The following is a 17,968-nucleotide window of genomic DNA, read 5'->3' as shown; positions in this document are numbered from 1 at the left end:
GGAATAATATTAGCATATTTTTGTCCCCCTATAGTTTTATTTTTTTTAGCACAACTTAACAAAAGATACTAGGATACAGTTGATACTGATAGCCCAAATAATTCACAGGCATTTTGGGTGGTTTGATGAGCGATCGCCTCTACTGTTTCCTGACGTAGTTTAGCTACTTGTTCGGCTACATAAAGGACGTAAGCCGGCTCGTTGCGCCTCTCGCCCCGTTTTGGAACTGGAGCCAGAAATGGACAGTCTGTTTCAATCAGTAGGCGATCACTACTTACCATCGCTGCTGAAGATTGGATCGCTTTGGCGTTTTTGAACGTTACCGTTCCGCTAAAGCTGATGTAGAAGCCTAAATCGAGAAACCATTGGGTTTCTTCTGGCGTTCCTCCCCAGCAATGCATGACACCCCGTACTCTTTCCCCTTTGAGTTCTCGCCATTTTTGCAACACTTCTCTGGTTGCCACAGCAGCATCCCGACAGTGAATAATCACTGGTAAGTTTAGTTCCGATGCGATCGCTAACTGTGACTCGAATACCATCAGCTGATGCTCGTAGTTATCAGCTTTATAAAAATCCAGCCCCATTTCCCCAATTGCTACCACATTCGAGTCAGAACTCGCTAAAGTTTTGATTTTTTCGGCTGTGTCGCTATTCCATTTTTCAGCATCTAAAGGATGTAACCCTACAGCAAAGCTGATTTCGGGAAACTCTTGGGCTAAGGATTGAATACTGGCAAACTCCTCTGGGTGAACACAGGAATGTACTAAACGCACTACACCTGCTTTTTGCCACCGCGATCGCACTGTTGCTAAATCCGGCTGGAAACTATCAAAGTTGAGATGTACGTGCGTGTCTATCAGTTGCATCTTTTGTCCTACCCTGCGGGAAGCCGCTGGCGCGTCTATGTTGTTTGTCCTTAGTCACAAATGACGAAGGACAAATGACCAATGACTACTCAGCTGTTTGTGTGAGGGGTTTTAGTCTGTGAGCCAATCTTGACTTTTTCCTTGCCCCATTGTTAGGGTGAAGGACACCCCGTTTGATCGCTTTATCGATTTTGCCGTAAGCCTCAGATAATCGGGTCTGTACTTCTTGTTTTAATTCTGGGCTAGGATTAGCTGTATAGGCAGCTACAGCATTAATGTATTTCTTGATCAGCGTCTTGACTGCTGATTTGTAAGCTTTGTTACGCAGTCGGTTACGTTCTGCGATTTCGGCACGCTTGAGAGCAGACTTTGTATTCGCCACAGTCAATTCCAAAAATACTATTAATTATGTACACACACTACTAGACTTACTAATATAGCATCCAAATTGCCAATGTTATAATTTCCTAAAAAAATTCTGGGATTGAGTATGGATGAATAATCAATAGTTATTGTTCCACCCTTTCCTCTGTCTCCCTTAGGGACTTCCAGAAATTAAATTATTCATTAAATTTTGGGAGAGGAGATGACCGTTAGATTCTTCCTTCTCTGCTTCCCCTACTCACCCAAACGACGGGATATTTTTTTAGTTGGAAGTCCCTTACTCCTGCATTCCGTATTTCGTCAATTTAAGAAATACGTTAAAATATTCAGATACATCTAAGACTGCTACCTAACTTACCACAACCTGATTAAGCAATGTGATTGCCAAAAAATACAATCTTATACCCGTAAAGCGGATGTATTGTCAGAGGCAAAGAACTGTAAATAGCTAAATGTCAGGTATTTTCAAGTATAGAACCGATGTATCGTATCTATACACAAATTAACAACTACTGAAAGTTAGGAAAAGTAAGTAAAAATTATACTCAGACCGTACTCCCTGTAATCGACGAGATTAGGTGAATACACCACTTGCACTCAGCAAGTAGTGAAAATAAGGTCATAAGGGTAGGGGGAATGGCATAACTGCTTTTTGCTACTAGTCTACCGAGGCTTGTGGAACTGAGCAATTAAGTTTCCTTCTCAAGCAAACTATATGCTGGTAGTCTTGAGAGTATCAAAAAAATTCAGGTTAAGCTAGAGAAGAGAATTAGAGTCAGCTTGCACACCCCAGTGGGTCAAGAGCAATACTAAGTCTCAGGTGGCAATATTATAATTTTGGCATTGTCCTTACTCCATGCTGCGAATCATTACTCAGCAGGCAGACGTTAGAGCAGAACTACAACGGATCTGCGATCGCACCCATGACGAACAGGTGCTTCACAAAGAAGCAACGGTGCGGGAAGTTTTGCAAGCAGTGAAGCGCCAAGGCGACAAAGCTGTATTGCATTACACAGCCGAATTTGACAAACAAACCTTGAAAGCAGAAGAACTCCGAGTTACAGGCTCGGAATTAGATGCAGCCTATCAACAGGTGTCAAAGGAATTGCTTGATGCAATTCGGCTAGCTTGCCGCCAAATTGAAGCGTTTCATCGTCAGCGTGTACCGAAAAGCTGGGTGCATTTTGGCGACGATGAAGTAGTGCTGGGCAAACGCTACACCCCCGTAGATCGAGCCGGGTTGTATGTGCCTGGTGGCCGTGCCGCCTATCCCAGTACAGTGATAATGAATGCAATTCCGGCTCATGTTGCTGCTGTACCCCACGTGGTAATGGTGACACCACCAGGGCCAGGGGGTGCAATTAATCCCGCAGTCTTGGTAGCTGCCCAAGAAGCAGGGGTGCAAGAAATTTATCGCATTGGGGGCGCACAAGCGATCGCCGCTTTAGCCTATGGTACAGAAACGATTCCGAAAGTGAATGTAATTACTGGCCCTGGTAACATTTATGTCACCCTAGCGAAAAAACTTGTCTACGGCACTGTCGGTATTGATTCTTTGGCAGGCCCCAGCGAAGTGCTGGTGATTGCCGATGAAACCGCAAATCCGGTGCATGTAGCTGCTGACTTGCTAGCCCAAGCCGAACACGATCCAATGGCGGCAGCAATTTTGTTAACGACTGATGCTGCTTTGGCGAAAAACGTGCAATTAGCCTTGGAAAGACAGCTAGTAGATCATCCACGGCGAATAGACACAGAAAAAGCGATCGCTCACTACGGCTTGATTGTCGTTGTGGAATCGCTCGAAGCAGCAGCAGAACTCTCAAATGAATTTGCTCCCGAACACCTAGAATTAGAAATCAAAGACCCTTGGGCACTCCTACCACAGATTCGCCACGCTGGGGCAATCTTTTTAGGTTACTCAACACCAGAAGCCGTAGGAGACTATTTGGCAGGCCCTAACCATACCTTGCCAACTTCTGGCGCTGCCCGTTATGCTTCGGCATTGGGGGTTGAAACTTTCCTCAAGCACTCCAGTATTATTCAATACTCCCAAACCGCACTGCAAAATGTGGCTGGTGCTATTGATGTGCTAGCAACAGCAGAAGGTTTACCTTCTCATGCTGATTCAGTACGACGCCGAATTCAGCAAGAAGAATGATTTGGAATGCTTAATTTTTTTGTTACTAAAAGTTTGGATAGCGATACCTACGGTAAGCTACACTAACGCACACCATTTGCTATCCTACCTTCAACTTCCCTTTAAGCGTCCACAAGTCGGGCATTACCGACGGTAGTTTCTGGGAGAGAATTTTCCTTTCCCAGAAACTCGTGAAAAACTTCTCTAGCCCAGTCACTACAAGCCACTACTATAAAAGTGGGGTGAAACTGACCTATAGTATAGCCTCAACTATTCTCAAATATATATAAACAAATAAAAATCGGTTTGGTGTCGCCGCCGACGGATTTTGCTAGATACTTATGTAAAAGGTGTACTCTTTAGGAGGCGAGAGCGGTGCTAAATAGTATTTTGGTAGCTCTGGACGGTTCAGAAATTTCAGAACGAGTAATTCAGACTTTAGATAATTTGGCTTTGTCAAAAGATGCCAAGGTTATTCTTTGTCACGTGTTTCCTACGCCAGAGTCAGAAATGGAACTACCCGCCGATCGTCCTCAGCCAGAGTCGCCAACATTTTCTTATTTTCAGATTGAAAAACAACTGCAATCCTATCAAGAAAAGTTATCAATCACAAGTGAGTTAGAACTAGTAACTGGTGATCCTGCTGAAGAAATTATTCGTCTTGCCAATATTTATAAAACTGAGTTGATTATAATTGGCAGTCGGGGGTTGATGGGGATGAAGCGAATTGTTCAGGGTTCTGTCAGCAGTCAAGTTGTAGAAGAGGCTAATTGTTCAGTATTGGTCGTAAAACCAAGGTAAAATTTACAAGGGGAAGCAGAGTTTTTTGGTAGTGATGCCTGCGGCGGTAAACTACGCATTAAATTTCAAACTTTTCCACAGTTAGAATTGACAGTTGAACAAGTTTTGACAGCTGATTCTTAAAAATTGTTCTCTGTTTTTCTTTGGTTAGATAAATTACTTTTAAACCGCAGATACACAAAGTAGGACACCTGCATAGGAGGGTTTCCCGACTTGAGCAAAGTGTCCGTGGTACAGAGAGAAAAAAGATTTTTCCAGTCACCTTGAAAGGGCTAGTTCTAGATATAAGGAAAATCCCCTTCTACGTTCATTAGATTTAACGCCCTTGAGTTGCCAAAAACTGACGCAAGCTTAACAAACTAAGGGTTTGACCCAAATTTAAAGGCAAAATTGAAACTCCTTCCAAGCGGGACTGTACCCAACCTTCTCCCCAATACCATTCTTGGAACCCATCAATACCTCCGCTGAGTATCAGGCGGAGACAATTGGATTTGACAACGTTTACTTGATGATGAATCGTAACTGGCCCAGTCCAGGTTGTAAACTGGAATCCGGGAAGCAGTTCTTCTGGCATACCTGGCGCAAAGCGTTGTCCTAACAGCCATTTTTCTAGTTGCACAGGATGCACCAGACTGTCACGAATTGCATCTGTTGATGCTTCGATTTCGATCCGCAGTTGGCTTTGTTGAAAATTACCCAGCATTTTTATCAGATTACCTAAAGATGAGACATCGCTATTTCTAATTTAGTCATTAGTCATTAGTCATTGGTCATTTGCAAATAACTAACGAAGGAGAAACTGTATAATTGCATCGTCTAGAGGAAAAAACATTAGTCATTGGTCATTTGCAAATAACTAACGAAGTGCCCAATGCCCCAGGCCCCACTAAGTTACTTTTCTCGCAGCAGAGAACTTAGAATAGAAAAAGTCAACTTGTTAAGAAATGTAAGGTTATTCATGGCGGATCAGTTAATTCGTGCAACAGCAGCCGAAGGTGGAATTCGTGCCGTAGGTGTGATCACCACACGTTTAACAGAAGAAGTACGGCAGCGCCACAAGCTTTCTTATGTGGCGACGGCAGCATTGGGCCGGACTATGGCGGCAGGCTTGTTAATGGCTTCTAGTATGAAGCGAACCGGATCGAGGGTCAATGTCCGGGTAAAGGGCGATGGGCCTTTGGGTGGGATATTGGTAGATGCCGGCTTAGATGGTACTGTACGTGGATATGTCGGCAATCCATCTGTAGAATTGCCTCCTAATGCCAAAGGGAAGCTAGATGTTGGTGGTGCAGTGGGTGGTGGCTACCTCTACGTTGTGCGGGATATCGGTTATGGTTATCCTTACTCTAGTACTGTAGAACTAGTTTCTGGCGAAATTGGTGATGATGTAGCTCATTATCTGGTGAATTCCGAACAAACACCTTCGGCTTTAGTTTTAGGTGTGTTTGTGGGAGCAGCAGGAGTAACTGCGGCTGGAGGATTACTGATACAAATATTACCCAAAGCCGCCAGAGACGAAGCTCTAGTAGAAATTTTGGAATCACGGGTTGCCGGTCTAGCAGGATTTACGCCATTGTTGCAAGCTGGGAAGACTTTACCAGAAATCTTTGGCGACTTGTTGGGAGATATGGGGCTGGAAATCTTTTCCGAACGGCAAATGCTGCGCTTCCACTGTGGTTGTTCTTTCGATCGCGTTTTGGGGGCATTGAAGATTTTGGGAGAAGCTGAACTGCAAGATATGATTATTAAAGATAATGGTGCTGAAGCAACTTGCGACTTTTGCGGTAATGTCTACCAGGCAAGCAACGATCAGTTAGCTCAACTAATTGCCGATTTGCAAGCTGAATCTACTATTTCAGGATAAAGTATAAAATAGCACTGATTTTTTAGATTGATAATGGTACTCTGTGGAGAGAGATAATCAAAAAAGTAGCTTTTTAATCATGAGAAAGTTACTATGTCAACAATGGAATTATCGATCTAAAACAGAGCGCTATTCAATTATTTTGGTGTGAGAGATGACAGAGCGGGATATTCCAGACAGTTGGTCTTCAGCCAGTGGAAGAGAGCCAGATCAAAACAAAAGATTATCCCGAACAGAGCAATTCGGTGAAACTCAGCCATTTGATGCCCCTGCTACTGGTTCTAACTCCAAGTCAGTGAAGCGGCGAAAAAAAAACCATAAGAAAGGATTACCTATAGATAGTAATTCAAAAGAAACAGCCCAAATCAGTAATAATTCTGATAAATGGCCACGCTGGATGAAAAGCTGGACATTGTGGCTAGTACTATTAATGTTGATTCCCGGCAGTGTAGGATTCTTGGCAATGGCAATGCTATTCAAGTTGCCAGCTGCTCCTAATTGCCCCTCAATTTTCTGGCCTCTAGCTAGTGCTTCTGTGCGGTTACACTGCGCTCAGTTGGCGGCTTCTAAGCAAACAGTCAACGACCTATTGCAAGCGATCGCTCTGGTGAAGCAACTACCACAAAATCACCCGTTGCATGGAGAAATTAATCGTTTCATCGAAGAATGGTCGCGGGATATTTTGAAGCTAGCTGATGAAAGTTTCCAAACAGGGAATTTAGAAGAGGCGATCGCTACTGCTAAGAAAATACCCGAAGATGTAGCAGCTTATAAGTTAGTCGATGAACAAGTTGGTAAATGGGAGTTAATTTGGTCAAAGGCAGAAACAACATACAACAGTGCGATCGCCGAAGTCAAGGAACGACGCTGGCAATCGGCCTTTATGTTATCTGCTAAAATGCTACGCGTAGACAATCAATATTGGGCGGGTACTAAATACGACCAATTGAATCGTCTAATTGCCGCAGCGCGCGAAGATGGCGATAAGTTAGGCAAAGCCGAAAGTTTAGCAAATAGCAAAGTAGTCGATAATTTATTAGAAGCAATTAAGTTAGCCGAGTCCATTGGGCAAGAAAGTTACCTTTACCAAAAAGCTCAACAAGCAATTCCGGCATTTGGACACCAAATGCTGGAATTGGCAAAGGCAAAACTAGATAAGAAAGATGCGGATGAAGCGCTGAATATTGCTAGGCAAATACCGGAAAGTACGAAACTACAAGGTGAAACCGATGACTTTATTGCCATAGCTGACGCCAAAAGGAGTGCTTGGATCGGTAACGTTTCTGGTTTACAGGCAGCGATCGCTCAAGCACAACAGATTTCTCCTTCCAGACCAGTGTATAACGAGGCGCAGCAACTAATCGCTCGTTGGCAGCTGGAAATTGAAGATGTTGCCAATCTAGAAAAAGCGAGAATATTGGCTAGCCAGGGAACAGTGCCTAATTTAACAGCAGCGATCGCCCAAATACAGCTGATTCCTGCTAGTAATCCCAGGGCCTCAGAAGCCAGGCAAGAGATGGATCGCTGGAATGCCCAAATAGAAACAATTGAAGACCAACCTTACTTAGACCGCGCCGAACAGATCGCAATATTCGACGATATTAACTCCTTGCAAGCTGCGATCGCTCAGGCTAGCGAAATTCGTAGAGGTCGTGCGTTATATCCAGAAGCACGGAAAAAAATTCGTACTTGGGTCGGAAAGATTCAACGAATTCAAGACCAACCCTACTTAGATCAAGCACAAGAACTGGCTCAGAGTGGAAATCTCACCGCCGCCATCAACGCAGCTCAACAAATTGCTTCATCAGGAAGGGCGCTTTCTGGGGACGCACAAGCTGCAATCAATGATTGGGAAGGGCAAATCCGCACTAGAGAAAACTGGAAAAAAGCCCAGGAAGTGGGGGCGGCTGGCACTCCAGAAGCCTTGGTTGAGGCAATACGATTAGCAGATCGCGTTTCCAACAATAGCATCTTACGTATGGATGCGAATCAGGCTATTGACCAATGGAGTCAGCAATTGTTAGAAATAGCACGCTCTCAAGGTCAGTCTGATATTGCTAGAGGCATTGACATTGCCAAATCGATTCCACGCGGTAGTGCTGCTTACAGTGCAGCACAAGAGCAAATTAAGGCTTGGCAGGATTTTCTCAATCCTCAGCCGAAACCTCAGCCTCAGCCTGAATCTCTACCATTTCCTCAATCAACAACTACTAATGGGCAGTAATATACAACATTTTTCATTTGATTGAACTGTAGTAGTTTGTCAATAAATGATTGATGGATAAATTCTTTATAGAGACGCCAATTTATCGCGTCTCTCTAACCGTCAAAATAATTTGACAGACTAGTACCGCAAGTTTGAGAAAATCAATAAGCAAAACAAGATTGGATCTAAGCTGAAGCGATTTCTACTTAGTCTTCAATCGCGCCTGCTTTAACCATCGCAATCAGAGTTTGATGGGCATCTTCCGCATCTGTTAAAACACGATCAAACTGGATGCGAACTGGTACAGCTTCTCCATTAACTTTTGCTGTTAAATCCATACCCTGTACATCAATTGACAGCATTTCGGCTGCACTCGCATCTGTAACACCGCCAAAAGCTTTAGCATAAATCACTACAGCATCAGCGTGATCGTCATTCATGTGCTTGCAGATGCGCGAACTAATTTCAGTAGAGAAATCCTTAGACATTGTGAAATTGAAAGTGATGAATATGGCAAGAGCCTAAATTTTGGCCAAGTAGTTCAAATTAGCAGAAAAAATTAGTCTTAAGCCATCGTTATTATAAGTGATATCTGAAAAACAACTGCCCTTGTATATATTTGATAAGTTAAGTTTATTACCCGTACAAGAATTAAAATAAAATAAACATTATCCAGTATTTTTACCTTCTATTACGGAAAGCAGACAGCGTAAACTGTAGCAGAAGTATTAGCCAAACTATTGTAGCTAAGAGACAATGAGCGAAACTAGCCCCAGACGAATTGTAATTGGGGATGTGCATGGACACTATGAAGGCTTAATGACATTGTTGGAGGCGATCGCCCCCACGTCAGAGGATCAAGTCTATTTTCTGGGAGACTTAATCGATCGCGGGCCTCATAGCGCACAAGTAGTTAATTTTGTCAAACGAAATAACTACCCATGTTTACTGGGAAATCACGAGCAGATGTTATTAAACATTCTGACCAATGAAAGGACTTCTTCTTCGACGATGCAAGCATGGCTGTATGGTGGAGGGCAAGCTACTGTAGCCAGTTACCAAGAAGCTCCAATTCCTGACGACCATCTGGATTGGTTAAAAGCTTTGCCTACATATATTGACTTGGGGGATATTTGGTTAACTCATGCTGGTGTTGACCCTTCCAAGTCGGTGACAGAACAAACAGCCGATGAACTGTGCTGGATACGAGAGGAATTTCACAGTATTGAAAAACCCTACTTCCCAGATAAGCAAATTATTATCGGTCACACTATTACCTTTACCCTCCCTGGCGTTTCCCCTGGAAAACTAGCACAAGGACAGGGATGGCTAGACATAGATACTGGCGCTTATCATCCCCGTAGTGGTTGGTTGACCGGATTGGATGTCACAAATCAGTTGGTTTATCAAGTTAATATCTTTAAAAACTATGTTCGTACCCTACCTTTAGAAGAGGTTTTAATTACCGTTGATCCAGCTAAAATCAAAGTTGATCGCCGCAATCAGAATTGAGAGTGGGGAGATAAGAGAGCAGGGGGAGCAGAGGAGGCAGAGAGGCAGAGGAGGTAAGGGGAATAACCAATCCCCATGCCCAATTCCCAATTCCCTCAAGACCCCACTAATGGTCGAATATTAGCTTTATAACTAGCATTATCCAAGCCATATTTTTCATTACTAGGTTGAGAGTTAATTGCACGTCTGAGGGCATCAATGCGATCGCTAGTTCCGGGGTGTGTACTCAAAAATGTCGGCGCAGAACCACCCTTTTTCAGTAGCTTTTGCATGAAAGAGACCATTGCAGACTGGGCATAACCAGTACGTGTCAAAGTTCGTAGTCCTCTTTGATCGGCCTCAAATTCATTTTGACGACTGCGTGGTAAGTCTCGCGCTAACTGTACACCAATTTGCACTGCTGAATTCCGATCTAAGCCGGCAGCTGTTAATAGACCACTTTCGAGAGCTTTTTGCTGCATCTGCTTGACTACGTGTTTTCCGCCAATGTGGCCAATTTCATGGGCGAGTACACTTGCTAATTCCGCTTCATTGTCTGCGGTTTTCAGCAAACCTGTGTGGACATATACATAGCCGCCCAAGGTCGCAAAGGCGTTAATAGAGTCATCCTGAACTATCTGGAAAGTATAGGGGAGATTGGGGCGATCGCTATTTACTGCTAAACGCCGACCAACTTGTTCTACATAACGATTAACTTCGGGATTGCGGTAAAGCCGGACTTGACTGCTGACTAATTCCTGATTAATCTGCTTACCAAGATCAACTTCTTGATTAGGAGATATATTAGAAAGCTGAAATGCCTGAAAACCTTGGAGTAGAAGAGGCAAGAAATCTAAAGTTCTTCCAGGCAAGGGTGTACTTAGGCATAGACTCAAGGCAACTACCACCGAAATTAGGGGATAAAACCAGCGACGCCGCCACACACGGTAATTTGTAACAAAACCTTTCCAGTTGAACATAATACGCTCTGAAGATTATTTCGGGAGAACATAAAATAATGGGACAAATTATGAGACGAATTTAAAGTATTCTAAGTTGCATTCTTAACTTCAGCCCAAAGGAGTTGTTATACAGATAATTCTTAGGCAAATCTACCGAACTGCGGGGGACTAGTGATTCTCTCTAAAGATAGGCTTAAACACTAGATTTTACTTTTTAGCTGCGTCAGTCTTAACAAGTAAAAGTTTGAGGGTTAGCTGCCGCTCCTTGGAACTTACGAACTCGTGATAAACTGTCGCATAACCGCAACCCCCGGATGCTTTGAGTTATTACCAAATAGGGAAAATTGCCGTTCCCATCGAAAACCTTCTTGCTACAATCAATTACTTCGCTATTACCTCGGAAAAGTTTTTATGGCTATTTTAGATTCCAAAGGTCGGTTGTTTGGCAAAATAAACCTCCTAGATTTAGGTGCTGCACTGGTAATTCTGCTAGTGATATTTGGCATCTTTGTCTTTCCTGGCACTTCTGGTTCTGTTGCCCAAGTTGGTGCGAAAACAGTACCCATTGAAGTAGATTTAGTAGTTCGTGGTTTGAATGTACGTGACCCAGAAAAATTAATCGATAATGGTTTGAAAAAAGGCGGAAAAACTAATGTAATTATCCGCAACCAACCCTACGGACAGATTGAGATCAAATCTATTCAACAGCTACCTAGAACAGTCAATGTTTTCCAACCTGATGGCACTGTCAAAGAACTTCCAGATCCCAAGACCAACAATTATAGTACAGATTTTCTTTTGACTTTAGATGGCAAAGCCCAAGTTACTGAAAGCGGGCCAGTTTTGGGTAACAGTAAAGTAAAAATTGGGATGCCATTTGAGTTAGAAGGCTTTAACTATAACTTCAATGCAACTGTCATTGATATTAGATTAAAAGACAAATAGTACTCTCACTTTTTTTGATACTATTTTCTTTAGTAATCCTATTTGATTTGTGAGAATTAAAACCCGCAGCTCCCCGACTTCTTTAAGAAGTCGGGGATTTTATTTATCACCAATAATTCAGGATGACTATATACCCTGAAACCACGAGGGGAGTTTTGATCCTGTTAAGGGACTTCCAAGAAATAAATTATCCAATCTTGTGGGGTGGGTATCTTGCCCGCACAGTCTATAGGGCGGGCGAGACGCCCACCCCACAATAAATAGTTGGATATTTTTTTATTTGGAAGTCCCTAATTAAGCAGAGGCAAAAATTTGCGAATTAGACCGATTGTCACTGCTGGCAATTCTAACTGTGGTGTTAATCCGACATCTTCCAACTGTTGAAAAAATCGGATTGCTTGGGGATTGATTTCGGCAAGGCGGCGACCAATTGAAGGCGCTGTAAACTCTGACTGTTTTCCCCAAATAATGGCAGTGGGAGTCGTCAACTGTTGAATGTAAAGGGATAAGTCAAAGCATAAATCGCCACGTACAAAGGATAGTGCTGCATACTCAGCATTAGGCTGTTGGGCAGATTGTAAATAAGCATCTACAATTTCCTGGTAGACTCGATTGGATTTGGCAAATTGCCGTTGCTCTAAGAAACCGCGAATACCACCACTAGTAGCAATTCCAGTGCTGTAAAGTAAACGATCAACAACGGGAACACTAACTAACTGGGCAAAAAAGCTCCGGGAGTAGTCTTCGCCAAAGTCGGAAAGTCCGGCGGGGGTGGTAAGAATTAAAGACTTGAATAAATCAGGATGATCTGCTGCTACTCGAATTGTAAATGCTGCGGTCAAAGAAGAAGCGATCGCTGTTACTGGCCCAGTACAAGTCTGCTCGAAAAACTCCCGAATCGTCGTCAAATAATCTTCAATTTTATAACTCCGTGGCGGATGCTCAGACCTACCCCAACCGAGCAAATCTGGCGCAATCACCCGATATTCAGCAGCAAAAGCTGGATAAACTTTCGACCACTCATAAGCAGAAGATCCACCACCAAAGCCGTGCAGAAATACCAAAGTTTCTCGATCGTCTTTGGCAGTCACATCGCCCTCCCAAGGCGCTCCAGCAGCAGTATAATATACCGTCCTACCTAGTGAGGTATTTATGGAGCGTTGTTCAAATCCCAGTGGTTGAAACATAAGTATTCTTTGTTAACTGTAGTGATTAGTTGGCATAAGTGAAAAAAGAAACTTGGGATGCAGGGATACAAAGAAAATATTTGATTATTTCTCTATATCTACGCATCTTTCTTCCCCGCCTCTTCTTTAGTCACTTTGGATGTTTACGTGTTTAGTTCAAACTTCGTGGTCATTGTTATTATCTACGAACCAATCACCTAAGACTTCTTGCCACAGTCAGATTAAGTAGATATAAAATTACTAGATTACTTGTAAAGATTGGGTGATTTTTTTTCATGACAAAAAGCAACTTAACGTTGAAAATACTGTTTTATAAGGCTTTTTCATGGTAGCTAGTATCACTCAAGCCTGAATTTAGCATAAGTTTTTATGGTAATCTATCAGAAAACCGATAAATAATTTTGAGCGTCAACAATAGTAAAAACGCTTGTTTTAGTAAGCTATTAATCCTACTTCTATATGATGTGGAAAAAATAGTATTTAATGTATAACTAATCTGATTATTATCTAAGTAATGGTAAGGCGGGATGTCATGGTAAAGCAGGCTACTCTTCAATCAAATAAACTACTAACGATTGAAGACGCTAAATTTGCACTTGACAACTTTAGTATACAAAACGAAATTAAAGCTTCAGCTTGGCGTGGTCAGGTCGAGCTACCTATTGATGCTGCGAGAGTTACTGTACCTACTTGTATTTCTTTAGACTTAGAAGACTTGAAGTGTTTTGAAGCAGTAGAGCGGCAATATGAAGGTTGGGGAGTTATTTTTCATAATTCTCTAGCAATACAGCCATCAAATCCAGCCTTTCCAACCTATTCAGGGCTAACAGTTTTAATGGGAGCGCCCAAAAGCGGATTTTTAGAAGCTACTTTTTTGCGTCCGGTTAATTCGGTTAGCGCCTTTGTCACTAGTTCGCAACGGCTAGTGCTTTCCGCCTACGATCGCGATGGGCAACTGCTTGGTCAAACTGTACTACCAGCCTCTAATCTTGCCAACTCAGACTCGGCAATTTCCCCTAATACCTTATTATCTATCAATGTGAATAACATTTACAGCGTTACCTTCTGTGCTTTTGATGGTCAATTCACCCTTGATAACTTTTGTTTTTGTCTTTAATTAAGACTTACGTACAAGATGCCCTTGCTCTGAGCCGTTGAAAATGGTATCTTAGTTTGCGCTGTGCTGTACTAGTACAACACGGCGTAAATAAACCACTCATTCCAAATCAATGAAACGCTTACGCTATATTCATTTTTAATTTTTAATTCCGCCTTGCGGCACTAGTCTACTGTCCGTCTATCAAACCAGACATTTTGTGGTTTTAACCTTCATTCTTTCTTCATCCATAGTAAAACTTATACAATAAGTAATTTCGTAATCAAGTAGGTAAACACTGTGGCACAGGCTTCGTCTTCTTGGCAGCAATTGATCAACCAGATCCCCGACTGGAACTGGTCGCTGACAAAATTCAAGACAAAGGGAGCCATAAAGCAGCAAACATTTAGGCGCTTCTCTGGGCCTGGGGGCTTTCTTGGGTTCTTGACAATCGTCATCGCCATGTTGTTGTGGAACTGGAAACTGCTATTGGCTCTCTTAATCGGCATTGGGGTAATGGTATTGGTTTACTCAATGCAGGAGTGGAATTGGCAGTTACGCTGGTCTAAAATACGTAATTTCTTAAACAGTTCAAATCGTCGCTTGGCCTTAGCAGTCATCAGTGGTGGTATTGCTACTGTTAGCACTTACATGGCAGCGGCAATATGGGTTGACTCTCATAGTCACTGGATTGCTGCTGGTGCGATCGCCCAAGGTGTGGGAACCCTGTTAACTTTAGTTTTATTGGTATGGCAAATTGTCAACTTCTATGAAAATCGCCAAGAAGACCACCTAGATCAGTTATTGGTCAATTTAACAGAAAAAGATCCATTGAAGCGGTTGATTGCCCTACGTCAACTAACTAAATTGATCAGCCGTAAGCGGGTTGATTCTTCAGTGCAACAAGATATTGTCGAATGCTTGCAACTCCTACTTCGTCGAGAAGAAGAAGTTGCGATTCGAGATGCAGCTTTTAAGAGTTTACAAGCTTGTGATGACCTCCGGTCGGTCGGAGACCATCGCCTACAAGTTTTACCTCCCAAAACAGCAACAACTTTCACAGCCGTATCGGCAAAAGTCAAACACCACATTTATTAGTTATTTGTCATTTGTCCTTTGTCCTTTGCAAATGAACAATGACCAATACTTCTCTACGAAAGACTAGAGACTGCGCCAACGACTACGCTCAGTACAAGCGACTAATGACTATTTTCGAGACAGCCTTCCATTGCGGACTTGCACTACCGGATGATTGCATCGGCGTACCAATTGTTCATCGTGGGTGGTAACAATTACCGTAGCCCCAAAGGAATTTAACTTCTGGAGAATCTGGATCACTTGCCAGGAATTATCTGGATCGAGATTTCCAGTAGGCTCATCCGCTAACAGTAGCGGTGGTGTACCAACGATCGCACGGGCAATACTCACCCGCTGTTGCTCTCCCCCAGACAACTGATCTGGAAAGCAGTCAGCTTTACTCAGTAAACCTACCAGCTTTAAGGTTGGTTCTAAACGTCGTTGAATTTCTTTACGGGTATATCCTTGAGCTTGCAGCACAAAAGTGACATTTTCTGCTACTGTTCGTTGGGTAATGAGTTTGTAGTCTTGAAATACAATACCAATCCGTCGCCGCAATAATGACAAGCGATCGCCCCGCAAATCCGCTACATTACATTCATCAACAATTACTTCTCCCTGTGTAGGCAACTCCTGGCCATAGAGCAATTTTAAGAGCGTTGATTTACCAGAACCACTTGGCCCTGTAATAAACAGAAATTCTCCCTTTTTCACTTCAAGATTCGCATTCAACAAGGCATGAGTGCCGTTAGCATAAGTCTTGGTTACAGATTGTAATAGCACCTTTGCAGTACTATTACCACCGTGCTGTTGAGTTTTACTATCTTCTCTATGAAGGGATTTGTCTTTCTTAACTTGAGTTGTTAATACTGGCATTGTTAAATTTTCCTCATACCCACAACCGAACAGCTTGGTGTCTCAGATGTGACATTCTTCTCAAAATAAGGATTCCCAGGTTTCGCCTGGGAATTTAAATTCAACAAAGAAAATTTAAAACTTTTTGAAGACCTTAATACTAACTAAGTAAGAACACTCAGAATTCAGAACTCAGAATTCAGAACTCAGAATTCAGAACTAATTGCACCCCTTGCAGTCAAACGATAAACAAACGCTTTCACTGCAAATGCCGGCAAAGCCAACATCCGCCGCCAGCGCCAAGGTTCTTGATAAAGGCGATACAACCATTCCAAATTATTATTTCCTAACCAGGCGGGAGCGCGAGTTTTGCTTCCTGACCAAATATCAAAACTGCCACCAACACCAATCCAAATTGCTTGAGGACACAAATGGCGGTTTTCGGCAATCCATAATTCTTGACGTGGCACTCCCAAACCGACAAAAATCACTTGTGGCTGCAATTGAGCAAGAGTTTGTCGTAATTGCGCTTCTTCTTCTGGAGAATGGTAGCCTGAGTGAGTGCCTACTATACTTAAATCTGGAATTTGCTGCTGCCAAAAATCTGCCGTTTTTGCAGCGACTCCAGGCGCTCCTCCATAGAAAAATATCTTTGCTCCTGTCTTCTGTTGCCCAAGTTCTTGCAAAAGCTTTTCTGCTAATTCAATCCCTGGAAAACGCTGCACTTTTTGCCATAACAGCCAGCGTAAATACAGAACAACCCCGGCTCCATCTGGAATCACGAGTTCAGCATTTTTAATGACCTGAGCTAATAATTGATTTCGCTCTGCCTGCATAGTCATTTCTGCATTGAGCGTTACTACATGAGTTCCTTTGCCTGCACGCAGGCATTCTAACAACCAGCCTGGATAGTTAGCCATCACATGAACTGGTATTCCCAACACTGAAAATGCTTGATTGCCGTTAGACATAGCCGATTATTGAGTAATCCTCACACCAGATTTTGCATGAATGTTAAGTTTATCAAATTTTTTATATTAGAACTTTGACAAGGATTGACACCCCATTGTCCTGCAAGAATAGAAAGCATAATTAAACTAATTAGTTTTGGGCGCTTGTACTTGGGCTGAACCAGTCCAACTTTTATTGTTAAAGTGTAATATTCACTCAGTATAAAACGCTCGACTCACAACTCTGGTTCCGGGAACAGAAGTCCCCACTATACTACTTGCGGTTAGTGTGGGAGTATGTCACAAAACTCGACTTTATGGTTAAGGTAGTGTAACGGGCTGAAGTTGGCTATGAGTAAAATTCGTATCGCTTTAATTGAAGATCATGACCTAACTCGTGTAGGTATTCGGACAGCACTACAGCAAAAGGATGAAATTGAAGTTGTAGGTGAAGCTGCCAATGCTGCTGAAGGGCTAAAGATGTTAAAAATGGTACGACCAGATATTGCCATTGTAGATATTGGTTTACCAGATAAGGATGGCATTGAGTTAACACGGGAGGTAAAATCTACTACTAATGGGCAGCAGCTACTTACAAAAGTTTTAATTTTGACGCTGCGGGATAACAAAGAAGCCGTGTTGGCTGCTTTTGCTGCTGGTGCAGACTCTTACTGTATGAAAGATATCAAATTTGATAATTTGCTGGAAGCAGTACGAGTAACTTACAATGGCAACGCCTGGATCGATCCAGCGATCGCTCGGATTGTATTACAACAAGCGCAACAAAATCCCCAAAAGTTGGAATCGGCTTTTGTTGGTACTAAAACTATTGCCTCTAACCCTGATTCTCTTGAGAATCTGGAAGGAATTCAACCTTACACCCTGACAGAAAGGGAATTGGAAGTGTTACAGTTGATTGTCGAAGGTTGTAGTAATGCAGTAATTGCGGAAAGACTTTACATCACAGTTGGCACTGTTAAAACTCACGTTCGCAATATTTTGAATAAGCTATGTGCCGATGACCGTACCCAAGCAGCAGTCCGCGCCTTGCGTTCTGGGTTAGTTGGATAAATTTAATTTTGGTGTGGAACAATTGAGGATAATCAAGGGAAACTTACAACTTTGAGAAAGTTATATTTTCAAAGTG

At 42.6% G+C, this 17,968-nt stretch carries 17 protein-coding genes; 9 read left to right on the top strand and 8 right to left on the bottom strand.

Translation table 11 applies throughout. The features are described 5' to 3' along the window. Positions 1–68: 68 nt before the first annotated feature. Together V7L31_RS07000 and rpsT are read right to left on the bottom strand one after the other, a co-directional pair. On the bottom strand, positions 69–866 hold the full coding sequence (locus tag V7L31_RS07000; protein WP_334695567.1) for a TatD family hydrolase: 798 nt from the start codon (positions 864–866) through the stop codon (positions 69–71). An 85-nt stretch (positions 867–951) separates the two neighbouring features. Then, a complete protein-coding gene (rpsT, locus tag V7L31_RS06995; RefSeq protein ID WP_334695566.1) occupies positions 952–1,248 on the bottom strand; it encodes a 30S ribosomal protein S20 in 297 nt (98 codons plus the stop codon). A gap of 858 nt (positions 1,249–2,106) precedes the next feature. Between rpsT and hisD the strand changes: the two genes are divergently transcribed. Beyond that, positions 2,107–3,408 carry a histidinol dehydrogenase gene (gene hisD, locus V7L31_RS06990; protein ID WP_334695565.1) on the top strand — a complete coding sequence of 434 codons (1,302 nt, stop codon included), beginning with the start codon at positions 2,107–2,109 and terminating at the stop codon, positions 3,406–3,408. Between the two features lie 354 nt (positions 3,409–3,762). Further along, positions 3,763–4,188, top strand: coding sequence for a universal stress protein (locus tag V7L31_RS06985; protein WP_334695564.1), 426 nt, complete (start codon positions 3,763–3,765; stop codon positions 4,186–4,188). A gap of 316 nt (positions 4,189–4,504) precedes the next feature. Here V7L31_RS06985 and V7L31_RS06980 read toward each other — a convergent pair whose 3' ends face one another. Further along, entirely contained in the window at positions 4,505–4,891 is a 387-nt protein-coding gene (locus V7L31_RS06980) for a hypothetical protein (RefSeq protein WP_334695563.1), read from the bottom strand. A 255-nt stretch (positions 4,892–5,146) separates the two neighbouring features. Between V7L31_RS06980 and hslO the strand changes: the two genes are divergently transcribed. Together hslO and V7L31_RS06970 are read left to right on the top strand one after the other, a co-directional pair. Beyond that, entirely contained in the window at positions 5,147–6,052 is a 906-nt protein-coding gene (gene hslO, locus V7L31_RS06975) for an Hsp33 family molecular chaperone HslO (protein ID WP_334695562.1), read from the top strand. 154 nt (positions 6,053–6,206) lie between these two features. Next, on the top strand, positions 6,207–8,276 hold the full coding sequence (locus V7L31_RS06970) for a chromosome segregation ATPase (protein ID WP_334695561.1): 2,070 nt from the start codon (positions 6,207–6,209) through the stop codon (positions 8,274–8,276). A gap of 188 nt (positions 8,277–8,464) precedes the next feature. Here the strand turns inward: V7L31_RS06970 and V7L31_RS06965 are convergent, their stop codons facing one another. Beyond that, positions 8,465–8,746 (bottom strand): DUF2470 domain-containing protein, encoded by a 282-nt coding sequence (locus V7L31_RS06965; protein WP_334695560.1) that lies wholly within the window; start codon positions 8,744–8,746, stop codon positions 8,465–8,467. A gap of 268 nt (positions 8,747–9,014) precedes the next feature. On the opposite strand from V7L31_RS06965, the gene V7L31_RS06960 reads away from it, so the two are divergent. Continuing rightward, complete coding sequence (locus tag V7L31_RS06960) at positions 9,015–9,770, top strand: metallophosphoesterase family protein (protein ID WP_334695559.1); 756 nt, start codon at positions 9,015–9,017, stop codon at positions 9,768–9,770. Between the two features lie 95 nt (positions 9,771–9,865). On the opposite strand, the gene V7L31_RS06955 is transcribed toward V7L31_RS06960, so the two are convergent. Further along, on the bottom strand, positions 9,866–10,729 hold the full coding sequence (locus tag V7L31_RS06955; protein ID WP_179065969.1) for a M48 family metallopeptidase: 864 nt from the start codon (positions 10,727–10,729) through the stop codon (positions 9,866–9,868). Positions 10,730–11,122: 393 nt separating this feature from the next. On the opposite strand from V7L31_RS06955, the gene V7L31_RS06950 reads away from it, so the two are divergent. Further along, complete coding sequence (locus tag V7L31_RS06950; protein WP_179065968.1) at positions 11,123–11,656, top strand: DUF4330 domain-containing protein; 534 nt, start codon at positions 11,123–11,125, stop codon at positions 11,654–11,656. A gap of 290 nt (positions 11,657–11,946) precedes the next feature. Here the strand turns inward: V7L31_RS06950 and V7L31_RS06945 are convergent, their stop codons facing one another. Beyond that, positions 11,947–12,843, bottom strand: a complete 897-nt coding sequence (locus tag V7L31_RS06945; RefSeq protein WP_292841158.1) for an alpha/beta fold hydrolase — start codon at positions 12,841–12,843, stop codon at positions 11,947–11,949. A 532-nt stretch (positions 12,844–13,375) separates the two neighbouring features. Between V7L31_RS06945 and V7L31_RS06940 the strand changes: the two genes are divergently transcribed. After that, entirely contained in the window at positions 13,376–13,960 is a 585-nt protein-coding gene (locus V7L31_RS06940; protein WP_334695558.1) for a hypothetical protein, read from the top strand. A 279-nt stretch (positions 13,961–14,239) separates the two neighbouring features. Further along, positions 14,240–15,037, top strand: coding sequence for an armadillo-type fold-containing protein (locus V7L31_RS06935; RefSeq protein WP_334695557.1), 798 nt, complete (start codon positions 14,240–14,242; stop codon positions 15,035–15,037). Positions 15,038–15,145: 108 nt separating this feature from the next. Here V7L31_RS06935 and ftsE read toward each other — a convergent pair whose 3' ends face one another. Both ftsE and V7L31_RS06925 read right to left on the bottom strand, forming a co-directional pair. Then, positions 15,146–15,892: a cell division ATP-binding protein FtsE gene (gene ftsE / locus V7L31_RS06930; protein WP_334695556.1), complete on the bottom strand. Its 747-nt coding sequence runs from the start codon at positions 15,890–15,892 to the stop codon at positions 15,146–15,148. A gap of 185 nt (positions 15,893–16,077) precedes the next feature. Continuing rightward, positions 16,078–16,842: a WecB/TagA/CpsF family glycosyltransferase gene (locus V7L31_RS06925; RefSeq protein WP_334695555.1), complete on the bottom strand. Its 765-nt coding sequence runs from the start codon at positions 16,840–16,842 to the stop codon at positions 16,078–16,080. 330 nt (positions 16,843–17,172) lie between these two features. Here V7L31_RS06925 and V7L31_RS06920 point away from each other — a divergent pair, with 330 nt between their 5' ends. Then, complete coding sequence (locus V7L31_RS06920) at positions 17,173–17,892, top strand: response regulator transcription factor (protein ID WP_334695554.1); 720 nt, start codon at positions 17,173–17,175, stop codon at positions 17,890–17,892. Positions 17,893–17,968 lie beyond the last annotated feature (76 nt).

The sequence above is a fragment of the Nostoc sp. genome (genome assembly GCF_036916655.1).
Classification (GTDB): Bacteria; Cyanobacteriota; Cyanobacteriia; order Cyanobacteriales; family Nostocaceae; genus Nostoc.
The sequence above is the reverse complement of the archived record's forward strand: the minus strand, read 5'-3'. Positions and strand labels throughout refer to the sequence as shown.